The 17,728-nt window shown below is 71.3% G+C and carries 17 protein-coding genes; 11 read left to right on the top strand and 6 right to left on the bottom strand.

Features of this window, described 5'->3' with window-relative positions:
- Positions 1-41 precede the first annotated feature (41 nt).
- From IE252_RS20400 to IE252_RS20380, 5 genes are all read left to right on the top strand, one after another.
- The gene (locus IE252_RS20400; RefSeq protein ID WP_101390172.1) at positions 42-980 is read left to right on the top strand and encodes a coiled-coil domain-containing protein; all 939 of its coding nucleotides are present in this window, start codon (positions 42-44) and stop codon (positions 978-980) included.
- A 104-nt stretch (positions 981-1,084) separates the two neighbouring features.
- The gene (locus tag IE252_RS20395; protein WP_190090889.1) at positions 1,085-2,113 is read left to right on the top strand and encodes an ABC transporter ATP-binding protein; all 1,029 of its coding nucleotides are present in this window, start codon (positions 1,085-1,087) and stop codon (positions 2,111-2,113) included.
- A 3-nt stretch (positions 2,114-2,116) separates the two neighbouring features.
- Positions 2,117-2,896: an ABC transporter permease gene (locus IE252_RS20390; protein ID WP_190090888.1), complete on the top strand. Its 780-nt coding sequence runs from the start codon at positions 2,117-2,119 to the stop codon at positions 2,894-2,896.
- 146 nt (positions 2,897-3,042) lie between these two features.
- Entirely contained in the window at positions 3,043-4,212 is a 1,170-nt protein-coding gene (locus tag IE252_RS20385; RefSeq protein WP_190090887.1) for an ABC transporter ATP-binding protein, read from the top strand.
- Positions 4,209-5,045: an ABC transporter permease gene (locus IE252_RS20380; RefSeq protein ID WP_190090886.1), complete on the top strand. Its 837-nt coding sequence runs from the start codon at positions 4,209-4,211 to the stop codon at positions 5,043-5,045. Before IE252_RS20385 ends, IE252_RS20380 begins: the two co-directional genes overlap by 4 nt.
- 8 nt (positions 5,046-5,053) lie before the next feature.
- On the opposite strand, the gene IE252_RS20375 is transcribed toward IE252_RS20380, so the two are convergent.
- On the bottom strand, positions 5,054-5,386 hold the full coding sequence (locus tag IE252_RS20375; RefSeq protein ID WP_101390167.1) for an Rv1322 family protein: 333 nt from the start codon (positions 5,384-5,386) through the stop codon (positions 5,054-5,056).
- Between the two features lie 216 nt (positions 5,387-5,602).
- Between IE252_RS20375 and IE252_RS20370 the strand changes: the two genes are divergently transcribed.
- Positions 5,603-6,634 (top strand): LLM class flavin-dependent oxidoreductase, encoded by a 1,032-nt coding sequence (locus IE252_RS20370; RefSeq protein WP_190090885.1) that lies wholly within the window; start codon positions 5,603-5,605, stop codon positions 6,632-6,634.
- Positions 6,635-6,742: 108 nt separating this feature from the next.
- On the opposite strand, the gene IE252_RS20365 is transcribed toward IE252_RS20370, so the two are convergent.
- Positions 6,743-7,135, bottom strand: a complete 393-nt coding sequence (locus IE252_RS20365) for an SCO5389 family protein (protein WP_190090884.1) — start codon at positions 7,133-7,135, stop codon at positions 6,743-6,745.
- A gap of 214 nt (positions 7,136-7,349) precedes the next feature.
- Between IE252_RS20365 and nucS the strand changes: the two genes are divergently transcribed.
- Positions 7,350-8,021, top strand: a complete 672-nt coding sequence (nucS, locus tag IE252_RS20360; RefSeq protein WP_190090883.1) for an endonuclease NucS — start codon at positions 7,350-7,352, stop codon at positions 8,019-8,021.
- A gap of 222 nt (positions 8,022-8,243) precedes the next feature.
- Here nucS and IE252_RS20355 read toward each other — a convergent pair whose 3' ends face one another.
- The 3 genes from IE252_RS20355 to IE252_RS20345 form a co-directional block, all read right to left on the bottom strand.
- The gene (locus IE252_RS20355; RefSeq protein WP_190090882.1) at positions 8,244-10,694 is read right to left on the bottom strand and encodes an ATP-binding protein; all 2,451 of its coding nucleotides are present in this window, start codon (positions 10,692-10,694) and stop codon (positions 8,244-8,246) included.
- Positions 10,695-10,983: 289 nt separating this feature from the next.
- Entirely contained in the window at positions 10,984-11,307 is a 324-nt protein-coding gene (locus IE252_RS20350; RefSeq protein ID WP_067163978.1) for an STAS domain-containing protein, read from the bottom strand.
- 159 nt (positions 11,308-11,466) lie between these two features.
- On the bottom strand, positions 11,467-12,315 hold the full coding sequence (locus IE252_RS20345; RefSeq protein WP_190090881.1) for a 3-hydroxyacyl-CoA dehydrogenase family protein: 849 nt from the start codon (positions 12,313-12,315) through the stop codon (positions 11,467-11,469).
- Between the two features lie 237 nt (positions 12,316-12,552).
- Here IE252_RS20345 and IE252_RS20340 point away from each other — a divergent pair, with 237 nt between their 5' ends.
- Positions 12,553-13,125, top strand: a complete 573-nt coding sequence (locus IE252_RS20340; RefSeq protein WP_190090880.1) for a cob(I)yrinic acid a,c-diamide adenosyltransferase — start codon at positions 12,553-12,555, stop codon at positions 13,123-13,125.
- A gap of 5 nt (positions 13,126-13,130) precedes the next feature.
- On the opposite strand, the gene IE252_RS20335 is transcribed toward IE252_RS20340, so the two are convergent.
- Positions 13,131-13,691, bottom strand: coding sequence for a hypothetical protein (locus tag IE252_RS20335; protein ID WP_190090879.1), 561 nt, complete (start codon positions 13,689-13,691; stop codon positions 13,131-13,133).
- A 160-nt stretch (positions 13,692-13,851) separates the two neighbouring features.
- Between IE252_RS20335 and IE252_RS20330 the strand changes: the two genes are divergently transcribed.
- The 3 genes from IE252_RS20330 (at position 13,852) to IE252_RS20320 (ending at position 17,710) form a co-directional block, all read left to right on the top strand.
- On the top strand, positions 13,852-15,051 hold the full coding sequence (locus IE252_RS20330) for a sensor histidine kinase (RefSeq protein ID WP_190090878.1): 1,200 nt from the start codon (positions 13,852-13,854) through the stop codon (positions 15,049-15,051).
- Complete coding sequence (locus tag IE252_RS20325) at positions 15,048-15,692, top strand: response regulator (protein WP_190090877.1); 645 nt, start codon at positions 15,048-15,050, stop codon at positions 15,690-15,692. Before IE252_RS20330 ends, IE252_RS20325 begins: the two co-directional genes overlap by 4 nt.
- Positions 15,693-15,850: 158 nt before the next feature.
- Positions 15,851-17,710: a glycoside hydrolase family 18 chitinase gene (locus IE252_RS20320; RefSeq protein ID WP_190090876.1), complete on the top strand. Its 1,860-nt coding sequence runs from the start codon at positions 15,851-15,853 to the stop codon at positions 17,708-17,710.
- The last annotated feature ends 18 nt before the right edge of the window (positions 17,711-17,728 follow it).

Here is a 17,728-nt window from a genome sequence, read left to right as displayed (position 1 = left end):
TTCCCCCTATCACCTCACCGGTCTCATTCGACAGGAACCCCATGAGCGACACTTCCTCCCCCTTCGGCTTCGAGCTCGTGCGGCGTGGTTACGACCGCGGTCAGGTGGACGACCGCATTACCAAGCTCGTCGCCGACCGTGACAGCGCTCTGGCACGGATCACTTCTCTGGAAAAGCGCATCGAGGAACTGCACCTCGAAACGCAGAACGCCCAGGCCCAGGTGAACGACGCGGAGCCGTCGTACGCGGGCCTCGGTGCCCGGGTCGAGAAGATCCTCCGTCTCGCCGAGGAAGAGGCGAAGGACCTGCGCGAGGAGGCCCGCCGCGCTGCCGAACAGCACCGCGAGCTGGCCGAGTCGGCGGCCCAGCAGGTGCGCAACGACGCGGAGTCGTTCGCCGCCGAGCGCAAGGCCAAGGCGGAGGACGAGGGCGTCCGGATCGTCGAGAAGGCGAAGGGTGACGCCTCCACGCTGCGCTCCGAGGCGCAGAAGGACGCGCAGTCCAAGCGCGAGGAAGCGGACGCCCTCTTCGAGGAGACCCGCGCCAAGGCCGCGCAGGCGGCGGCCGACTTCGAGACGAACCTCGCCAAGCGCCGCGAGCAGTCCGAGCGCGACCTGGCCTCGCGTCAGGCCAAGGCGGAGAAGCGTCTCGCCGAGATCGAGCACCGCGCCGAGCAGCTGCGCCTGGAGGCCGAGAAGCTGCGTACGGACGCGGAGCGCCGGGCCCGTCAGACGGTCGAGACGGCCCAGCGCCAGGCCGAGGACATCGTGGCGGACGCCAACGCCAAGGCCGACCGCATCCGTTCGGAATCCGAGCGCGAGCTGGCGGCGCTCACCAACCGCCGCGACTCGATCAACGCGCAGCTGACCAACGTCCGCGAGATGCTGGCCACCCTGACGGGTGCGGCGGTCGCGGCGGCCGGCTCCCCGGTCGACGACGAGCCCGTCTCGCGCGGCGTTCCGGCGCAGCAGTCCCGCTAGTCCCGTCGGGACCGCAGCTCCTCCCCCGTGGGCTGCGTTCGCACGGTCGAGAGCCCCTCGCCACTCCGGTGGCGGGGGGCTTTGTCCGCCTTTAGCGTGGCGACATGATCGAGCTAGCCGGTCTCACCAAGCGCTTCGGTTCCAAGACCGCGGTCGACGACCTGTCGTTCCAGGTCAGACCGGGTGTGGTGACCGGGTTCCTGGGACCCAACGGCGCCGGCAAGTCCACCACCATGCGGATGATGCTCGATCTCGACAACCCGACCAGCGGCAGCGTGCGCATCGACGGCCGGCACTACCGGGACCTCGACGAGCCGCTGAAGTACATCGGCGCGCTCCTGGACGCCAAGTCGATGCACGGCGGCCGCAGCGCGTACAACAACCTGCTGTGTCTCGCCCAGTCGAACCGGATCCCGGAGCGGCGGGTCGCGGAGGTGCTGGACACGGTGGGTCTGACGGCCGTGGCGAAGAAGAAGTCGAAGGGGTTCTCGCTCGGCATGGGCCAGCGGCTCGGAATCGCCTCCGCGCTGCTCGGCGACCCCGAGATCCTGATGTTCGACGAACCCGTCAATGGTCTGGACCCCGAGGGAATTCACTGGATCCGCAATCTCATGAAAGCCCTCGCGGCGGAGGGCAGAACGATCTTCGTCTCGTCTCACCTGATGAGCGAAATGGCGCTGACGGCGGATCATTTGATCGTCATCGGCCAGGGCCGACTGCTCGCCGATACATCGATGGCGGATTTCATCCGGCAGAATTCGCGGAGTTTCGTACGGCTGCGCTCACCGCAATGGGAACACCTGCTCGACGTACTGGCGCGTAACGGGATCACCGTGACCCAGACCGCCGACGGCGCCCTGGAAGTCGACAACGGCAGGATCGAGCGGCTGGGTGAACTGGCCGCCCAGCACCAGATCGTGCTGCACGAGCTCTCCGGCCAGCAGGCCTCGCTCGAAGAGGCGTTCATGCAGATGACGGCGGGATCGGTGGAGTACCACGCGCACTCGGACACCGGCCACGGGCCGCCCCCGGCGCCCGCCGCGAACTGGGGCGAGAGCTACCGGGCGAAGGCCCAGGGCCCGGCCGGGAACGTCACGGCCGAGCGCTCGGCGTCCGACGGCGAAGGGGTCTGACCCATGGCATCGGTACCCGCGGTCCTCAAGTCCGAGTGGACCAAGATCCGTACGGTCTCCTCCACCTCCTGGACGCTGGTCAGCGCGCTCGTCGTCACGGTCGCGGTGAGCGCGGCCCTGTGCGCGCTGATGAAGTCGCAGTTCGACGACCTCAAGCCGGCCGAGCGGCTGACCTTCGACCCGACCTTCATCAGCTTCTCCGGGATGGTGCTGGGCCAGCTGGCGATGGTGGTGTTCGGCGTCCTGGTGGTCGGCACCGAGTACAGCTCGGGCATGATCCGCACCTCGCTCGCCGCCGTGCCGCAGCGGGCCACGTTCCTCTTCTCCAAGCTCCTGGTCGCCACCGCGCTCGCGCTGGTCGTGGGCATGGCGACCAGCTTCCTCTCGTTCTTCCTCGGCCAGGCGCTGCTCGGCCCGCACCGCACCACCATCGGCGAGCCCAACGTGCTGCGGGCGGTCTTCGGGGCGGGCCTCTACATGGCGCTGATCGCGCTCTTCTCGATGGGCGTGGCCACGATGCTGCGCAGCTCGATGCTCTCGCTCGGCATCCTGATGCCGTTCTTCTTCCTGATCTCGCAGATCCTGTCGGCGGTGCCGGGCGCCAAGAAGGTGGCCCGCTACTTCCCCGACCAGGCGGGCTCCAAGATCATGCAGGTGGTCCCGAACGCGATGAACAGCGAGCCGCCGCCGTACGGCCCGTGGGCCGGACTCGGGATCATGGCGCTGTGGGTGATCGTGGCGCTCGTGGGCGGCTACCTGGTCCTGAAGAAGCGCGACGCCTAGTCCATATACCGGACAAACGCCTACGTAACGCACATCTCATCGCTTGGCCGGAACCGTAAAGTCCTCGATAAGCTCCTCACTCATACGGGGGCACCCTGGCGATCCGCCACCGCCCCGACGACCTACACCGTCGATGGGGCTGGAGAATGATCGAGGCAGTCGGCCTGACGAAGCGCTACGGCGCCAAGACAGCCGTGTACAACCTTTCCTTCCAGGTGAGGCCCGGCGCCGTCACCGGCTTCCTGGGGCCCAACGGCTCCGGCAAGTCGACGACCATGCGCATGATCCTCGGCCTTGACCAGCCCACTTCCGGCCATGTCACCATCGGCGGCCACCCCTTCCGTACGCTCCCCAACGCGCCCCGCCAGGTCGGCGCGCTGCTCGACGCCAAGGCCGTGCACGGCGGCCGCAGCGCCCGCAACCACCTGCTCTCGCTCGCCCAGCTCTCCGGCATCCCGGCCCGCCGGGTCGACGAGGTGCTCGGGGTCGTCGGCCTCCAGGAGGTCGCGGGCAAGCGCTCCAAGGGGTTCTCGCTCGGCATGGGCCAGCGGCTCGGCATCGCCGCGGCCCTCCTCGGCGACCCGCAGGTACTGCTCTTCGACGAGCCGGTCAACGGCCTCGACCCCGAGGGCATCCTGTGGGTGCGCAACCTCATGAAGCAGCTCGCCGCCGAGGGCCGGACCGTCTTCGTCTCCTCGCACCTGATGAGCGAGATGGCGCTGACCGCCGACCACCTCATCGTGATCGGCCGCGGCCAGCTGCTCGCCGACATGAGCGTCAAGGACTTCATCTCCCACAACTCCGCCGACTTCGCGCGCGTGCGCACCCCCGAGCCCGCCGGCCGGGAGAAGCTGACGGCCGCGCTGACCGAGGCCGGCGGCCAGGTCATGCCGGAGCCGGACGGCGCCCTGCGGGTGACCGGCCTCGCCCTGCCCCGCATCAGCGACCTCGCGCACGGCGCGGACGTCCGCCTGTGGGAGCTCTCCCCGCACCAGGCCTCGCTGGAAGAGGCGTACATGCGGATGACGCAGGGCGCGGTGGACTACCGCTCCACGGCCGACCAGAAGGCCGGTCTGATGCAGCCGATGCCGCCCGGGTACCAGCCGCCGCCGGCGATCCCCGAGGTGCCGACGCAGGGCTGGTACGCCCCGCCGCCGCCCGGAGCGAACCCGTACACGGCCCCGCAGGCCCCCCAGGCCCCGGCGGCCCCGCCCGTGCCCCAGGCCCCGGCCGCGGCCCCGCAGCCCGCTCCCCCGGCCGCCCCGCCCGCGGCCGCGCCCGCCCCCGCCCTGACCAAGCCCGAGGACGCCCGATGACCACCCCCTACCAGCAGCAGGCACCGGGTGCGCCCCTCGGGACGTACACCTCGCCGATCCCGGTGCGGCCCGCCAGCCTCGGCGACGCGCTCGCCTCCGAGTGGACCAAGATCCGCTCGGTGCGCTCCACGATGTGGACGCTGGGCGTGCTCATCCTGCTCGTGCTCGGCATCGGGCTGCTCGCGGCGGTCGCGGTCAACGCCTCCGACGCGCACATGGGCGACACCCCGCTGCTCAGCCTCGGCTTCTACGGCGTGCTGCTCGGCTCGATCTGCGTGATCACGCTCGGCGTGCTGACCATCGCCTCCGAGTACGGCACGGGGATGATCCGCACGACGCTGACCGCGTGCCCCAGCCGGGCCCGGATCCTCGCCGCCAAGTCGGTCGTCTTCTTCCTGCTGTCCTTCGTCATCGTGACGCTCTGCACCGGCCTGGTGGCGATGCTGCAGATGGGGATGGTGAGCTCCGCCGAGCAGCCGACCGGCTCCCAGCTGTTCAAGGCGACGATCGGCGTCAGCCTCTACGTCTCGACGCTCGGCCTGCTCTCGCTGGCGGTCGGCGCGCTGATCCGGCACTCGGCCGGCGCGATCACCGTCATGATCGGCGTGGTGCTGCTGCCGCTGGTGCTCGCGCTGTTCATGTTCGCGCCGTCGCTCGAAGGCGTGCGCCAGGCCCTGTTCGAGTACTCGATCCCCAGCCAACTGGCCGTGTTCTACGGCTCGTCGGTGAGCGACTCGGGCCCGACCGGCTGGACGCCGCTGCTGATCCTGGGCGCCGTGACGGCCGCCGCGCTCGGCGGCGCGTTCGCCGCGCTGAACAGCCGGGACGTCTGACCCGGCGCCTAGTACCTGGGCGCGTTCCTGGACCGCTGCACCCTGCTGGTGCGGCGGTCCTTCGCGTTCCAGCAGGCCTTGTGCCAGTGCCTGCGGTCGTCCACGCCGCCGTACTCGGGCCAGGCCACCACGTGCGGGACGCCGGAGGGGATCTCCTGGTCGCACCCCGGGCAGCGGTAGCGCTTGCCCTGCGCGCTCGCGCCGCTGACGTGCCGGACGGACCACTCCTCGCCCTGGTACGTCTCGGAGCGCTGGAGGCCGAAGCGCTCCCCCGCCCCGCCGGTGGGTTCGGTCGGTTGGTCGCCGCCCTTGGGCTTGGGGCGGTTGCGGCGCGGGGACACGGAAACACCTCACGGGGCCGGACGGATGACTGCCTCCAGCGTAGAGGTACTTGCCCCGGGTACCCGAGCTCGTACAGGGGTGGCACGGTAACTCGTACGGGGGACACTTACCGGACTATCGCAAGAAGTTCGCCTTGGGCCGTGCCCTTGGCACTTGTCAGGCGTTGTTGCCGGTAAGAGGGGGAGCCGCGTCGGCCGCGAGAGAGGCAGAAGGCGATGCGTGTCGGAACTTTTGTACTGGCAGCCCAATTCCCGGGCCAGGGCCAGGGGGAGGCACTGCACCGGGCGGTGCGGTCCGCCGAGGTGGCCGAGGAAGCGGGCCTGGACGCGGTGTGGCTGGCCGAGCACCACTTCGTTCCGTACGGGGTGTGCCCGTCGGCGGTGACGCTGGCGGCCCTGCTCCTGGGGCGTACGCGACGGATCCGCGTGGGGACGGCGGTCAGCGTGCTGCCCAGCGCGCACCCGGTGGCGCTCGGCGAGCAGGCGGCGCTGCTGCACCTGACGTCCGGCGGGCGGTTCTCGCTGGGCGTGGGCCGCGGCGGGCCCTGGGTCGACCTGGAGGTCTTCGGCTCGGGCCTGCGGGCGTACGAGGAGGGCTTCCCGGAGTCCCTGGACCTGCTGCTGCGGTGGCTGTCCGAACCCCGGGTATCGAGTCTGGGAGAACGTTTCACCTTCCGGGAGGTCCCGGTGGTGCCGAGGCCCGACGAGCTGCTGTCGGACGGTCCGGCCGGCCCCGAGGTCATCGTGGCGTGCACCTCGCCGAAGAGCGTGAAGCTGGCCGCCGAGCGGGGCCTGCCGATGCTGCTCGGGATGCACTGCGGCGACGAGGAGAAGGCGGAGATGGTCGCGCTGTGGCGGTCGCACGCGCTGGCGTCCGGCGTCGCACCGGAGGCGGTGGCGGCCGCGCCGCATGTGTCGGCCGGGGTGGCGCAGATCGAGGACCACCGCGCCCGGGCCGCCGAGACCCTGCTCAAGGCGATGCCGGGCTGGCTGAAGCAGGGCCTCGACGCGCATGTGACGGTCGACGGCCGCCACCGCGCGATGCGCGACCCCGTGCTGTACACGGAACTGCTCTGCGGCCTCCACCCGGTCGGCACCCCGCGCCAGGCGGCCGACCGCATCGCGGCGACCTCACAGAAGACGGGCATCACGCGCTTCGCCTTCCTGGTGGAGGGATCGGGCGACCTGGCCGCGACGGAGGAGAACGTACGAAGGCTGGGCGCGGAAGTGCTGCCGCTGCTGGGGTGAGGCCCGAGGGGGACGGCGCCCGGTGGGGCGCGGGGGCTCGGGGCCCCACAAAAGGCCCCCGCTCCGCATCAGTTGCACCTCCCGCGATGCGGAGCGGCGGCGAAGCCGTCAGCAGTCCCTCAACTCCGGGGACTGGTTGAGCAGTTGGCCCCGGACCGAGGTGAAGCGGGCGAGCCGCTCGTCGGAAGACGGGTCCAGGGGGAACACGGCGACGCGGTGGCAGTTCTGGAACGCCAGACGGACACCGAAGTGCCGTTGGAGCGAACCGCGGATGGCGTCACTCGCGAGCGCACGCAGAAGCTGGCCGCGCGCCTGCTCGTCCGGCGGAGGCGTCTGGTTGTCGGCGAACTCACCACCGTCCACCTTCAGCTGGGCCACCAGAGAACTGATCATCTCCCATGCGTACGGCAGGGAGGTCCGGACGCAGTCGACGAAATCGGCTTCGTCGACCTCGCCTCGCTCGGCCTGTTCGAGTAGGGCCGGTGAGACGTCGAGCGACATGGTTTCTCCTCTCGCGACCCCGGGGAGGGGGTCTTACGGGCAGGGAAAGGAACGAAGTCGGCCACGCAGCGTGCCTGACCGACAACCTCCCGCTTACACGGTAGGCGCGGCATGGTGGCTGCGACAGGTACTTGGCACGTAACCGGCCAATAACGAACAGCGCTTTGCCGGACGAATCGCGTTCGGCGGGGGGATTCGAGTAGCGTTGCCGACCATGCGTCTCGTCATCGCCCGCTGCTCCGTCGACTACGCGGGCCGCCTCACCGCCCATCTGCCCTCCGCCACCCGGCTGATCCTGGTGAAGGCGGACAACAGCGTCTCCATTCACGCGGACGACCGGGCGTACAAGCCCCTCAACTGGATGTCTCCGCCCTGCACCCTCAAGGAGGGGACGGGGGACGATTCGGGCGTCTGGACGGTCGTGAACAAGGCGGGCGAGAAGCTCATCATCAAGATGGAGGAGATCCTCCACGACTCCTCGCACGAACTTGGGGTGGACCCGGGCCTCATCAAGGACGGCGTGGAAGCGCACCTTCAGGAGCTCCTCGCGGACCGGATCGAGACGCTGGGCGAGGGGTACACGCTGATCCGCCGCGAGTACGCGACGGCGATCGGTCCCGTGGACATCCTGTGCCGGGACGCGTCCGGCGGGACGGTGGCGGTGGAGATCAAGCGCCGCGGCGAGATCGACGGTGTCGAGCAGCTCACGCGCTACCTGGAGCTGCTGAACCGCGACCCGCACCTGGCCCCCGTACGGGGTGTGTTCGCGGCCCAGGAGATCAAGCCGCAGGCGCGGGTACTGGCGACGGACCGGGGCATCGGCTGCGTGGTCCTCGACTACGACGCGATGCGAGGCATCGAGGACGACAAGCTGCGCCTGTTCTGAGGCACGGTTTCCCGGGGCTTCGCCCCGACCCCGTTCGTCTGCGGACCGTGCTGGGTTGCTCGCGCAGTTCCCCGCGCCCCTAGGTAGTTAGGGGCGCGGGGAACTGCGCGCTCAGCCACAGACGGCCTGCAGCCGAAGACAGGGGGGTCCGGGGGCGCAGCCCCCGGGAAACCCACCCCCACCCCCACCCCCGGAGGGTTTAGGGAAGGGGCGGGGAGGGGCCTACGCCGTAGGCGACGCCACCGGGCTCTGCGTGGTGGGCCCCGACGCAGTGTTGCTCGGCGGCGTACCACCGGACGAGCCGCCCGTGGTCGTCGGCGTGGACTCGGTCGGCGTCGGCGAGGGACTGGTCGGAGTCGGCGGTATCGGCGTCGGGCTCGACGGCTTCGTCGTCGAAGGCTTGGGCGACGGCGACGTGTGCCCCGGAACCGACGGCTTCGGCCCACCCGGCGATGTGGACGGCCCCGACGGGGTCTCCGAAGGCGTCGACGGCTTCCCGGAAGGAGCCGTCCCCGGGGATGACTCCGACGTCGGCGTCGTCCCCGGTGTCCCCCGCCGAGACGGCGTAGGCGACGTGGACCCCGCCCCCGACCCGTGCGACGGCGCCCCCGCCGTCGGCGAGTCCGCCGGGAGCTCCGGGTCCGTCGCGTCCTCGTTCGCCGACTGGCGCTGCTCGACCTTGCCGGGCGCGTCGGAGCCGGACGTCGCGCCCAGCGTCACCACCGTGCCCAGGACCGCCGCGAGCACCGCCCCGGCCCCCGCCGCCACCAGATTGCGGCGCGTGCCGGTGAAGAGCGTCCGCTTGGCGGCGGGCACCCCGCTGGGGATCAGGACCGTGGGGGTGGTGTCGGGGACCGGGACGCCGGCCGGGGGCGACTGGGACTCCTCGTAGCGCGCGGCGGGGACCTCGTCACCGGACGGCGTACGGCCGCCCGAGACGACCGGGCCGCCCGAGCGGTCCTCGACGAGGGCCAGCGCGCGGCGCCCGGCGACCGTGCCCCGCTTGTCGGAGAGCGCGCCCTTGAGCCCGATGGACGCCTCCAGCTCGGCACGGGCGCGGTCCACGTTCCCCGCGCACAGCGCCAGGACGCCCAGCTCATGGTGGAAGTACGCCTCCTCGGCCACCTCGCCGGTGAGCCGGGCCGCCGCCGAGCCGATCCGCAGGGACCGCTCCCACGCCCCCCAGTGCAGCCCGGCCGCGAAGGCGGGCGCCGCGCTGCGGGCGAGCTTGACGGCCGTGGCGGGGTGGCCGGCGTCACCGCCGGGCACCAGCGCGCCCAGGGCCGCCAGGACCGCGTCCGCCTCGGCCGCCGCCCGCTCGGGCGTGACCGAGGGGTGCCCGGTCCACCAGGCGTAGTGCTGGGCGGCGGTGTGCGCCCGCTCGCTCGCGTCCTCCCCGTACCCGGCCGCCTCCAGCTGGGTGAGCACGCCCGCCGCGAGCCGGTAGCGCGTACCGACCGGGGAGAGCAGCCCGCAGCCGAGCAGTTCGCCGAGCGCGGCGTCCGCGTGGGTGTCCCCGACGAGCGCGGGCAGATGCGCCTGGTGCGGCACCTCGCCGCCGAGCGCGACGGCGAACCGCAGGGTCTCCCGGGCGGCCTGCCCGAGCCGGGCCGCGAGCGGCGCGGCGGCGGCGGCGCCCTCGCCCAGCGACGGCAGCGGCACCTCGCGGCCCTCGGCGGAGAAGACGGAGAGGTCGGAGGGCTCGTCCACCGGCAGCCCGAACTCGTCGCGCGGCACGCCCTCGCCGCGCAGCCCGTCCCGCCGCCGCAGCAGCGAGCCCGCCTGCACGAACCGCAGCGGCAGGCCCTCCGACTCGAACCAGAGGTCGCCCGCCCAGTTGGCCTCCTCGTCGCTGAGCGGCCGGTCCACGGCCTGCTCGAGCAGTTCCAGGGAGGCGCTGCGCCCGAGCCCGGTGAGGAAGACCTCTTCGAGGTGCGACTCGGCGGGCGGCGCCGCCACCTCGGGCGTCGCGGCGAGCAGGAAGGCGCATTCGGGGGCGGCGGCCAGCAGCTCTTCGAGCGCGGCCCCGCCGAACTCCAGGTCGTCGACGAGGACGACCGCCCCGATCTCGCGCACCTGGTCGAGCAGCCCGGCCCGGTCGGGCCGGTGCAGCGGGGCGCGGAAGACCGTCGCGTACAGCTCGTGCAGCAGTTCCTGGGGGGTGCGGCGGTGGCCGCTGAGGCGGATGACGCCGTCGGGCGCGAGCTGGGCGCAGTCGGCGGCGACCGCGTCGAGCAGGACCGTGCGCCCGGACCCGGCGGGCCCGGTCAGCCGGACCGAGCGGCCCCGGCCGAGCAGGCGCACGAGGCGCTCGCGCTCCTCGCCGCGCTCCAACAGGACCGGCGCGGGCGCCGCGGGCCCGGCGGGCACCGGCGGGCGCAGGGCGCGCTCGCGGTCGGCGCGTTCGGCGGCGGACTGGCGTTCGGGGCGGCCGGGTATCTCGCCGGGCGGGCAGGGCTCGATCTCGCTGCCGTCGACCGGGTTGACGGTGAGCAGGAAGTCGCCGGAGACGAGCTGGACCGTGCGCGCGAGTCCGGCGGCGCGCGCGCCGATCTCCGGGGTGACGGCGTCGCGGTCGCGCTCCTTGCGCGGTGCGGCCGCGCCCGTGCCGGTGCCCGTTCCGTCCTGCTCGTGGTCGAAGTCGTCCGGTCCCCGGGTGTCCATCGGGTTCATGGTGAAAGCCCCCCAGATGCGCCTGCGTAACCTTGCCCCTCCCGGCCGCTACGCACTGCGCTGTCGCTCTGGTCCGGTACCCGCCGCAGGGATGTCGACCGGCGGGAGACCGCACCCTAAACCTTCGCCCAGTATCTCCGAACGGGCGGGGTGCCACCCCGCCCAGAGCGTCACAGTCCGGTGAGGATTGCACCCGGAGGACCGGCTTCCACATCACCTGCACAAGTGCCGCACAGGTCGTGCTCAAGAGGCCCGTACCAGTCTCGTACGGCGGTGGCGCCGCGCACGCTCACACGCGCGGCAGCGCCTCCGCGGCGATGCCGCCCTCGATGGCGAGGATGCGGTGCAGCCGGGTCGCCACCAGCAGGCGCTGCATCTGGGGCGGCACGCCCCGCAGCACCAGGCGCCGGCCGCAGCGGCCGGCCCGCCGGTGGGCGCCCATGATCACACCGAGGCCGGTGGCGTCCCAGGAGTCCAGCTCGGTCAGGTCGAGCACCAGGTCGCCGGCTCCGTCGTCGACCGCCGAGTGCAGGACCGTACGGGCGTCCGCCGCGCTGCGGACGTCGAGGCGGCCCCCGACGACCAGCTCGACGTGGTCGCCCCTGATGTGCATATGTACTCCCCGGAGTGCTCCGTATGCCTGTCTGCCTGTCGTCTCTTACTGCACCAACTGACTGCACAGACCGCAGGGAAGTTGCCGTCTGTAAGCGAACCGATACCTAATTCACCCCATGGAGTGATTCTGGGGCGAGGGGAGGTGAGGGTGCGTCAATCAGTGCTTGTAGAAGCCCTGCCCGCTCTTGCGGCCGATGTCACCCGCGTCAACCATCCGGCGCATCAGCTCCGGCGGCGCGAACTTCTCGTCCTGGGACTCCGTGTAGATGTTGCTGGTGGCGTGGAGCAGGATGTCCACGCCGGTGAGGTCGGCGGTGGCCAGCGGGCCCATCGCGTGGCCGAAGCCCAGCTTGCAGGCGAGGTCGATGTCCTCGGCGGTGGCCACGCCCGACTCGTACAGCTTCGCCGCCTCGACGACGAGCGCCGAGATCAGCCGGGTGGTGACGAAACCGGCGACGTCGCGGTTGACGACGATGCAGGTCTTGCCGACGGACTCGGCGAACTCCCGGGCGGTGGCCAGGGTTTCGTCGCTCGTCTTGTAGCCGCGCACCAGTTCGCACAGCTGCATCATCGGGACCGGCGAGAAGAAGTGGACGCCGACGACCCGCTCGGGGTTCTCGGTGGCCGCCGCGATCTTGGTGATCGGGATGGCGGAGGTGTTGGAGGCGAGCACGGTGTCCGGCCGCACAATCTTGTCGAGCGTACGGAAGATGTCGTGCTTGACCTCCAGCTTCTCGAAGACGGCCTCGACGACGACGTCCACGTCGGCGGCGGCGTCCAGGTCGGTCGTGGTGGTGATGCGGGCGAGCGCGGCCTCCGCGTCCTCGGCGGCCAGCTTGCCCTTGCTCACGAACTTGTCGTACGAGGCCTTGATGCCGTCGGTGCCACGGGCCAGCGCCTCGTCGGTGACGTCACGCAGGACGACGTCCCAGCCCGCCTGGGCCGAGACCTGCGCGATGCCCGAACCCATGAGTCCGGCCCCGATGACGGCGAGCTTCCTGGCCACTTCACACCCCTTTGACGGCTTACTGCTACGGCTCTCCGGCGGAGGCTATCGGCCGTGAGGCGTCTTGGGAGCCGTAAGAGATGCGCGTCACGTCTCAGATGACGGACATCACACCAAGACGGGTGAGCGGCGTCTCACGACGGGGCTCGGCGGGGCCTACCGGTCGTCCCGTACCGCGTACTTGGGCGGGGAATGTCCGGGCGTGGCGGACGGGCCCCGCGTAACTAGGCTGACCCCATGGTCAATCTGACGCGCATCTACACCCGTACCGGCGACCAGGGCACCACGGCCCTGGGAGACATGAGCCGTACCGCCAAGACGGATCTGCGGATCTCGGCGTACGCGGACACCAACGAGGCGAACGCGGTGCTCGGCACGGCGATCGCGCTCGGCGCTCTGGAGGAGGAGGTCGTGCAGGTCCTCACCCGGGTGCAGAACGATCTGTTCGACGTGGGCGCGGATCTGTCGACGCCGGTGGTCGAGGACCCGAAGTACCCGCCGCTGCGGGTCGAGCAGTTCTACGTGGACCGGCTGGAGGCGGATTGCGACCGCTTCAACGAGCGCCTGGAGAAGCTCCGCAGCTTCATCCTGCCGGGCGGTACGCCGGGGGCGGCGCTGCTGCACCAGGCGTGCACGGTGGTGCGCCGCGCGGAGCGCTCCACGTGGGCGGCGCTGGAGGTGCACGGCGAGACGATGAACCCGCTGACGGCGACGTATCTGAACCGGCTGTCGGACCTGCTGTTCATCCTGGCCAGGACGGCGAACAAGGAGGTCGGGGACGTGCTGTGGGTACCGGGCGGTGAACGGTAGGCCGCTCAGAACAGGCTCTTGCGGGACCGGGACTCCTCCACCTTCTTCGGGAACACCGTGTAGCTCAGCGCGATGATCACGTTGATGCCGATCAGCCACAGCATCCGCTGCTGCCACATCCGCAGGGAGTCCACGTTCCCGTCGCCGCCCACGTACCAGATGCCAGCCTGGAGCAGGCCGATCGCGATCGCGGCGGCGAGGGTCCAGCGGCCCGCGGTCTTCCACTCGTGGAGCGTGCGGGCCGCGCCGCCCGCCGGGGCCTTGGCGGGGCGCGGGCCGCCCGCGAAGCGGTGGGCGAACCGGGCGTCGGCCCACTTCACCATGGAGTGGCCCATCGCCACCGAGAAGCCGATGTACACGGCGGCGAGGCCGTGCTTCCAGTCCGGCTCGGCGCCGTTCTTGAGGTCGATCACGGTGACCACGAGCAGCAGCGCCTCCAGCAGCGGCTCGCAGAGCAGGACCGCCACCGACGCCCTGGGCATCTTGGCGAAGTAGCGCAGTGCCAGGCCCCCGGCGAGCAGCACCCAGAAGCCGACCTCGCAGATGACGATCAGTGTGACGATCACGGCGTTCCCCGTTCCTCTCCTCGGACTCCCTTCCAGCGTCGGCCCGAGATCGCGCCCGCTCGTCGTCGACAGTGAGGAAACGACACTGCATCCTTCGATGTAGTCCCGGATCGCCCCGTACGTGGAGGCCCGGGCCCCCGGCCCCGTGTTTCATGGGACCGTGAACCTCTTCCGCCGCCGCCCGCACCGCCACGACGTGATCATCGCCGTCGTCGGCCTGCTGACCGGCCTGGCGGGCTGGGCGCTCGGGCTGCACACCCAGGGCGGGCACCCGTTCGGCGGCGCGTGGGTGCTGCTGCCGCTCGTCGTCATGGCGGCCCTCGAACTCGTACGCCGGACCGCCCCGCGGTTCGCCCTGGTCACCGGGACCTTCGCGATCATCGCGGACCAGTTCACGCTCGGCAGCGTGGTGACGGTCCTGATGTTCACGGACCTGGTCTACGCCGCCGTCCTGTACGGCACCCCGGCCGCCGCCCGCCGCATCCCCGTCACCACCGGGCTGCTCTCGGTCGCGGTGGCCATCGGCTTCCTGGCGTGGCTGCACAAGCCCGAGGCCCTCCTGATCGGGCTGCTCACCGGCCTCGTCTCGTTCGCGCCGGCCACCACCGGCGCGCTGGTGCGCAACCACCGCGACGCCGCCGAGGCGGCCACCCTGCGCGCCGAGCAGACCGCGCTGCTCGCCGAGATCGACCGCACCCAGGCGGTGGTGGCCGAGCGCGCCCGGATGGCCCGCGAGCTGCACGACATGGTCGCCAACCACCTCTCGGCGATCGCCATCCACTCCACCGCCGCGCTCTCCCTGGACGACCCGGCCACCACCCGCCAGGCACTCACGGTGATCCGGACCAACAGTGTGGACGGGCTCGCGGAGATGCGCCGGCTGATCGGGCTGCTGCGCGACAGCGGCGCCGGGCGCGCCCCGGCCGCCGCGCCCACGCTGGCGGGCCTGGACGCGCTGATCGCCCAGGCCCGTACGAACGGCGCCTCCAGCGGGCTCGACTTCGCCCTCGACGACGCCCGCCCCGAGGGGGCCGCGCTGCCCGCCCCGGTCGAGCTGGCCGCGTACCGGATCGTCCAGGAGTCGCTCACCAACGCCCTCAAGCACGCCTCCCCCGGCACGGTCACCGCCGCGCTCGCGCACACCGGGCGGGCGCTGACGGTCCGGGTGACCAGCCCGTACGGTGAGGAGCGTCCGGGGCCGCGCGCGCCGGGCTCGGGCGCGGGGCTCGTCGGGATGCGGGAGCGGGCCGTCCTGCTCGGCGGGAGCTTCGAGTCGGGGCCCGAGCCGGGGGACGACGGCACCAAGATCTGGCGGGTCCGGGCCGAACTGCCCATCCAGGAAAGCGAGTCGACCACATGACGATCCGGGTGCTGGTCGCGGAGGACCAGTCGTCGGTACGGGCCGGTCTGGTCCTGATCCTGGGCAGCGCCCCGGACATCGAGGTGGCCGGGGAGGCCGCCGACGGCGAGGAGGCGGTCCGGCTCGCCCGCGAACTGCGCCCGGACCTGGTGCTGATGGATGTGCAGATGCCCCGGCTCGACGGGGTCGCGGCGACCCGTCAGGTGGTCGCGGAGCGGTTGGCCGATGTGCTGGTGCTGACGACGTTCGACCTCGACGAGTACGTCTTCGGGGCGCTGCGCGCGGGCGCGGCGGGCTTCCTGCTGAAGAACACGGAGGCGAGGGACCTGATCGAGGCGGTACGGACGGTGGCGCGCGGCGAGGGCACGATCGCCCCGGCCGTCACGCGCCGGCTGATCGCGGAGTTCGCGGCCCCGGCGGCCAAGGCGCCTTCCGTGTGCCCGGCCGCCCTCGACACGCTGACCCGCCGCGAGCGGGAGGTGCTGTCGTGCATCGGCGAGGGGCTGTCGAACGCCGAGATCGCGGGTCGCCTCGCGATGGCCGAGGCCACGGTGAAGACCCATGTCAGCCGGTTGCTGGGGAAGCTGGAGCTGCGCAGCCGGGTCCAAGCGGCCGTACTGGCCCAGGAGTTGGGCGTCTGACGGCAGGTTCCGGCCGTTGGTCTGGACCTCTTGACGGTTGGTACAGACCTTTCTACGCTCACGGCACTGCTGTGTGAGCGTGCCCACGACCCACCGTGTGCTCACCGGGCGGAGCAGGGTCCCACCCACACCCGTCGGACCTCACTCGAGGAGCTTCCTTGAGCACTCCCACGCGCATCCGCACCCGCACCCGCTTCAGAACCAGAGCCGCGGCCGTCCTCACCGCGCTGGCCCTTCCCCTGGCCGCAGTCGTCGGCCTGGCCGGCGCCACTCCCGCCGCGGCCGCCGCCTCGGCGACCGCCACCTACGTCAAGACCCAGGACTGGGGCTCCGGCTTCGGCGCCCAGTGGACCGTCAAGAACACCGGCACCACGGCGCTCACCTCCTGGACCGTGGAGTGGGACTACCCCTCGGGGACGTCCGTGACCTCGTTCTGGGACGCGGACGTCACTCATGATGTCAACCACTGGACCGCCAAGAACAAGTCGTACAACGGCACGCTGGCACCCGGCGCCAGCGTCACCTTCGGCTTCAACGGCGCGGGCTCCGGCGCCCCGTCCGGCTGCAAGCTCAACGGCGGCTCCTGCGACGGGAGTACCACCCCGCCGGGCGACAACCCGCCCTCCGCGCCGGGCACTCCGACGGCGAGCGGCGTCACCAACACCTCGGTGAACCTGTCGTGGACCGCCGCGACCGACGACAAGGGCGTCAAGAACTACGACGTCTACCGCGGCTCGTCGAAGATCGCGACGGTGACAGGCACCACGTATACGGACTCGGGCCTCACCGCCGGAACGACGTACACGTACAGCGTGACCGCGCGCGACACCGCCGACCAGACGGGCCCCTCCTCCGGCTCGACGACCGTCACCACGACGGGCGGCGGCGGCAATCCGGACCCGGGTTCCACGGTCAAGCTCGGCTACTTCACCGACTGGGGCGTCTACCAGCGCAACTACCACGTGAAGAACATCGTCACCTCGGGCTCGGCGGCCAAGCTGACGCACATCAACTACGCGTTCGGCAACGTCACCAACGGCCAGTGCGCCATCGGTGACGCGTACGCCGACTACCAGAAGACGTACGACGCCTCCTCCAGCGTCGACGGCACCGCCGACACCTGGGACCAGCCGGTCGCGGGCAACATCAACCAGCTGCGCGAGCTGAAGAAGAAGTACCCGAACATCAAGGTGCTGTGGTCGTTCGGCGGCTGGACCTGGTCCGGCGGCTTCGGCGCGGCGGCGGCCAACCCGACGGCGTTCGCCAACTCCTGCTACAGCTTGGTGGAGGACCCGCGCTGGGCCGACGTCTTCGACGGCATCGACATCGACTGGGAGTACCCGAACGCCTGCGGGCTCTCCTGCGACACCAGCGGCCAGGCCGCGCTGAAGAACCTGCTGTCCGCGCTGCGGGCCAAGTTCGGCTCCTCGAACCTGGTGACGGCGGCCGTGACGGCCGACGGCTCGGCCAACGGCAAGATGGACCAGGCCGACTACGCCGGAGCGGCGCAGTACGTCGACTGGTACAACGTGATGACGTACGACTTCTTCGGTGCGTGGGACGCGAAGGGGCCGACGGCTCCGCACTCCCCGCTCACCTCGTACAACGGCATCCCGATCGCGGGCTTCAACACGGACGCGGCGATCCAGAAGTACCGGGGCAAGGGGATTCCGGCGAGCAAGCTCAACCTGGGGATCGGGTTCTACGGCCGCGGCTGGACCGGCGTCACCCAGGACGCGCCGGGCGGTACGGCGACGGGGCCGGCCCCCGGGACGTACGAGCAGGGCATCGAGGACTACAAGGTCCTCAAGAGCTCGTGCCCGACGACGGGGACGATCGCGGGCACGGCGTACGCCCGCTGCGGCTCCAACTGGTGGAGCTACGACACGCCGTCGACGATCGCGGGGAAGATGTCGTATGTGAAGGCGCAGGGCCTGAAGGGCGCGTTCTTCTGGGAATTCAGCGGCGACACGGCCGGGGGTGAGCTGATCTCGGCGATCGACAGCGGCCTCAGGTAACCCGCTCCTGGTACGACA

This window comes from Streptomyces melanogenes, from assembly GCF_014649795.1.
GTDB lineage: Bacteria > Actinomycetota > Actinomycetes > Streptomycetales > Streptomycetaceae > Streptomyces > Streptomyces noboritoensis.
This window is presented reverse-complemented; position numbering and strand designations above follow the sequence as displayed.

Coding starts and splice junctions, on each gene's coding strand:
- IE252_RS20370 (WP_190090885.1), top strand. CDS start 5,603: ATGCGTGTCGGAACTTTTGTACTGGCAGCCCAATTCCCGGGCCAGGGC.
- IE252_RS20350 (WP_067163978.1), bottom strand. CDS start 11,307: ATGCACATCAGGGGCGACCACGTCGAGCTGGTCGTCGGGGGCCGCCTC.
- IE252_RS20340 (WP_190090880.1), top strand. CDS start 12,553: ATGGTCAATCTGACGCGCATCTACACCCGTACCGGCGACCAGGGCACC.
- IE252_RS20390 (WP_190090888.1), top strand. CDS start 2,117: ATGGCATCGGTACCCGCGGTCCTCAAGTCCGAGTGGACCAAGATCCGT.
- IE252_RS20325 (WP_190090877.1), top strand. CDS start 15,048: ATGACGATCCGGGTGCTGGTCGCGGAGGACCAGTCGTCGGTACGGGCC.
- IE252_RS20355 (WP_190090882.1), bottom strand. CDS start 10,694: ATGAACCCGATGGACACCCGGGGACCGGACGACTTCGACCACGAGCAG.
- IE252_RS20400 (WP_101390172.1), top strand. CDS start 42: ATGAGCGACACTTCCTCCCCCTTCGGCTTCGAGCTCGTGCGGCGTGGT.
- IE252_RS20385 (WP_190090887.1), top strand. CDS start 3,043: ATGATCGAGGCAGTCGGCCTGACGAAGCGCTACGGCGCCAAGACAGCC.
- IE252_RS20380 (WP_190090886.1), top strand. CDS start 4,209: ATGACCACCCCCTACCAGCAGCAGGCACCGGGTGCGCCCCTCGGGACG.
- IE252_RS20365 (WP_190090884.1), bottom strand. CDS start 7,135: ATGTCGCTCGACGTCTCACCGGCCCTACTCGAACAGGCCGAGCGAGGC.
- IE252_RS20395 (WP_190090889.1), top strand. CDS start 1,085: ATGATCGAGCTAGCCGGTCTCACCAAGCGCTTCGGTTCCAAGACCGCG.
- nucS (WP_190090883.1), top strand. CDS start 7,350: ATGCGTCTCGTCATCGCCCGCTGCTCCGTCGACTACGCGGGCCGCCTC.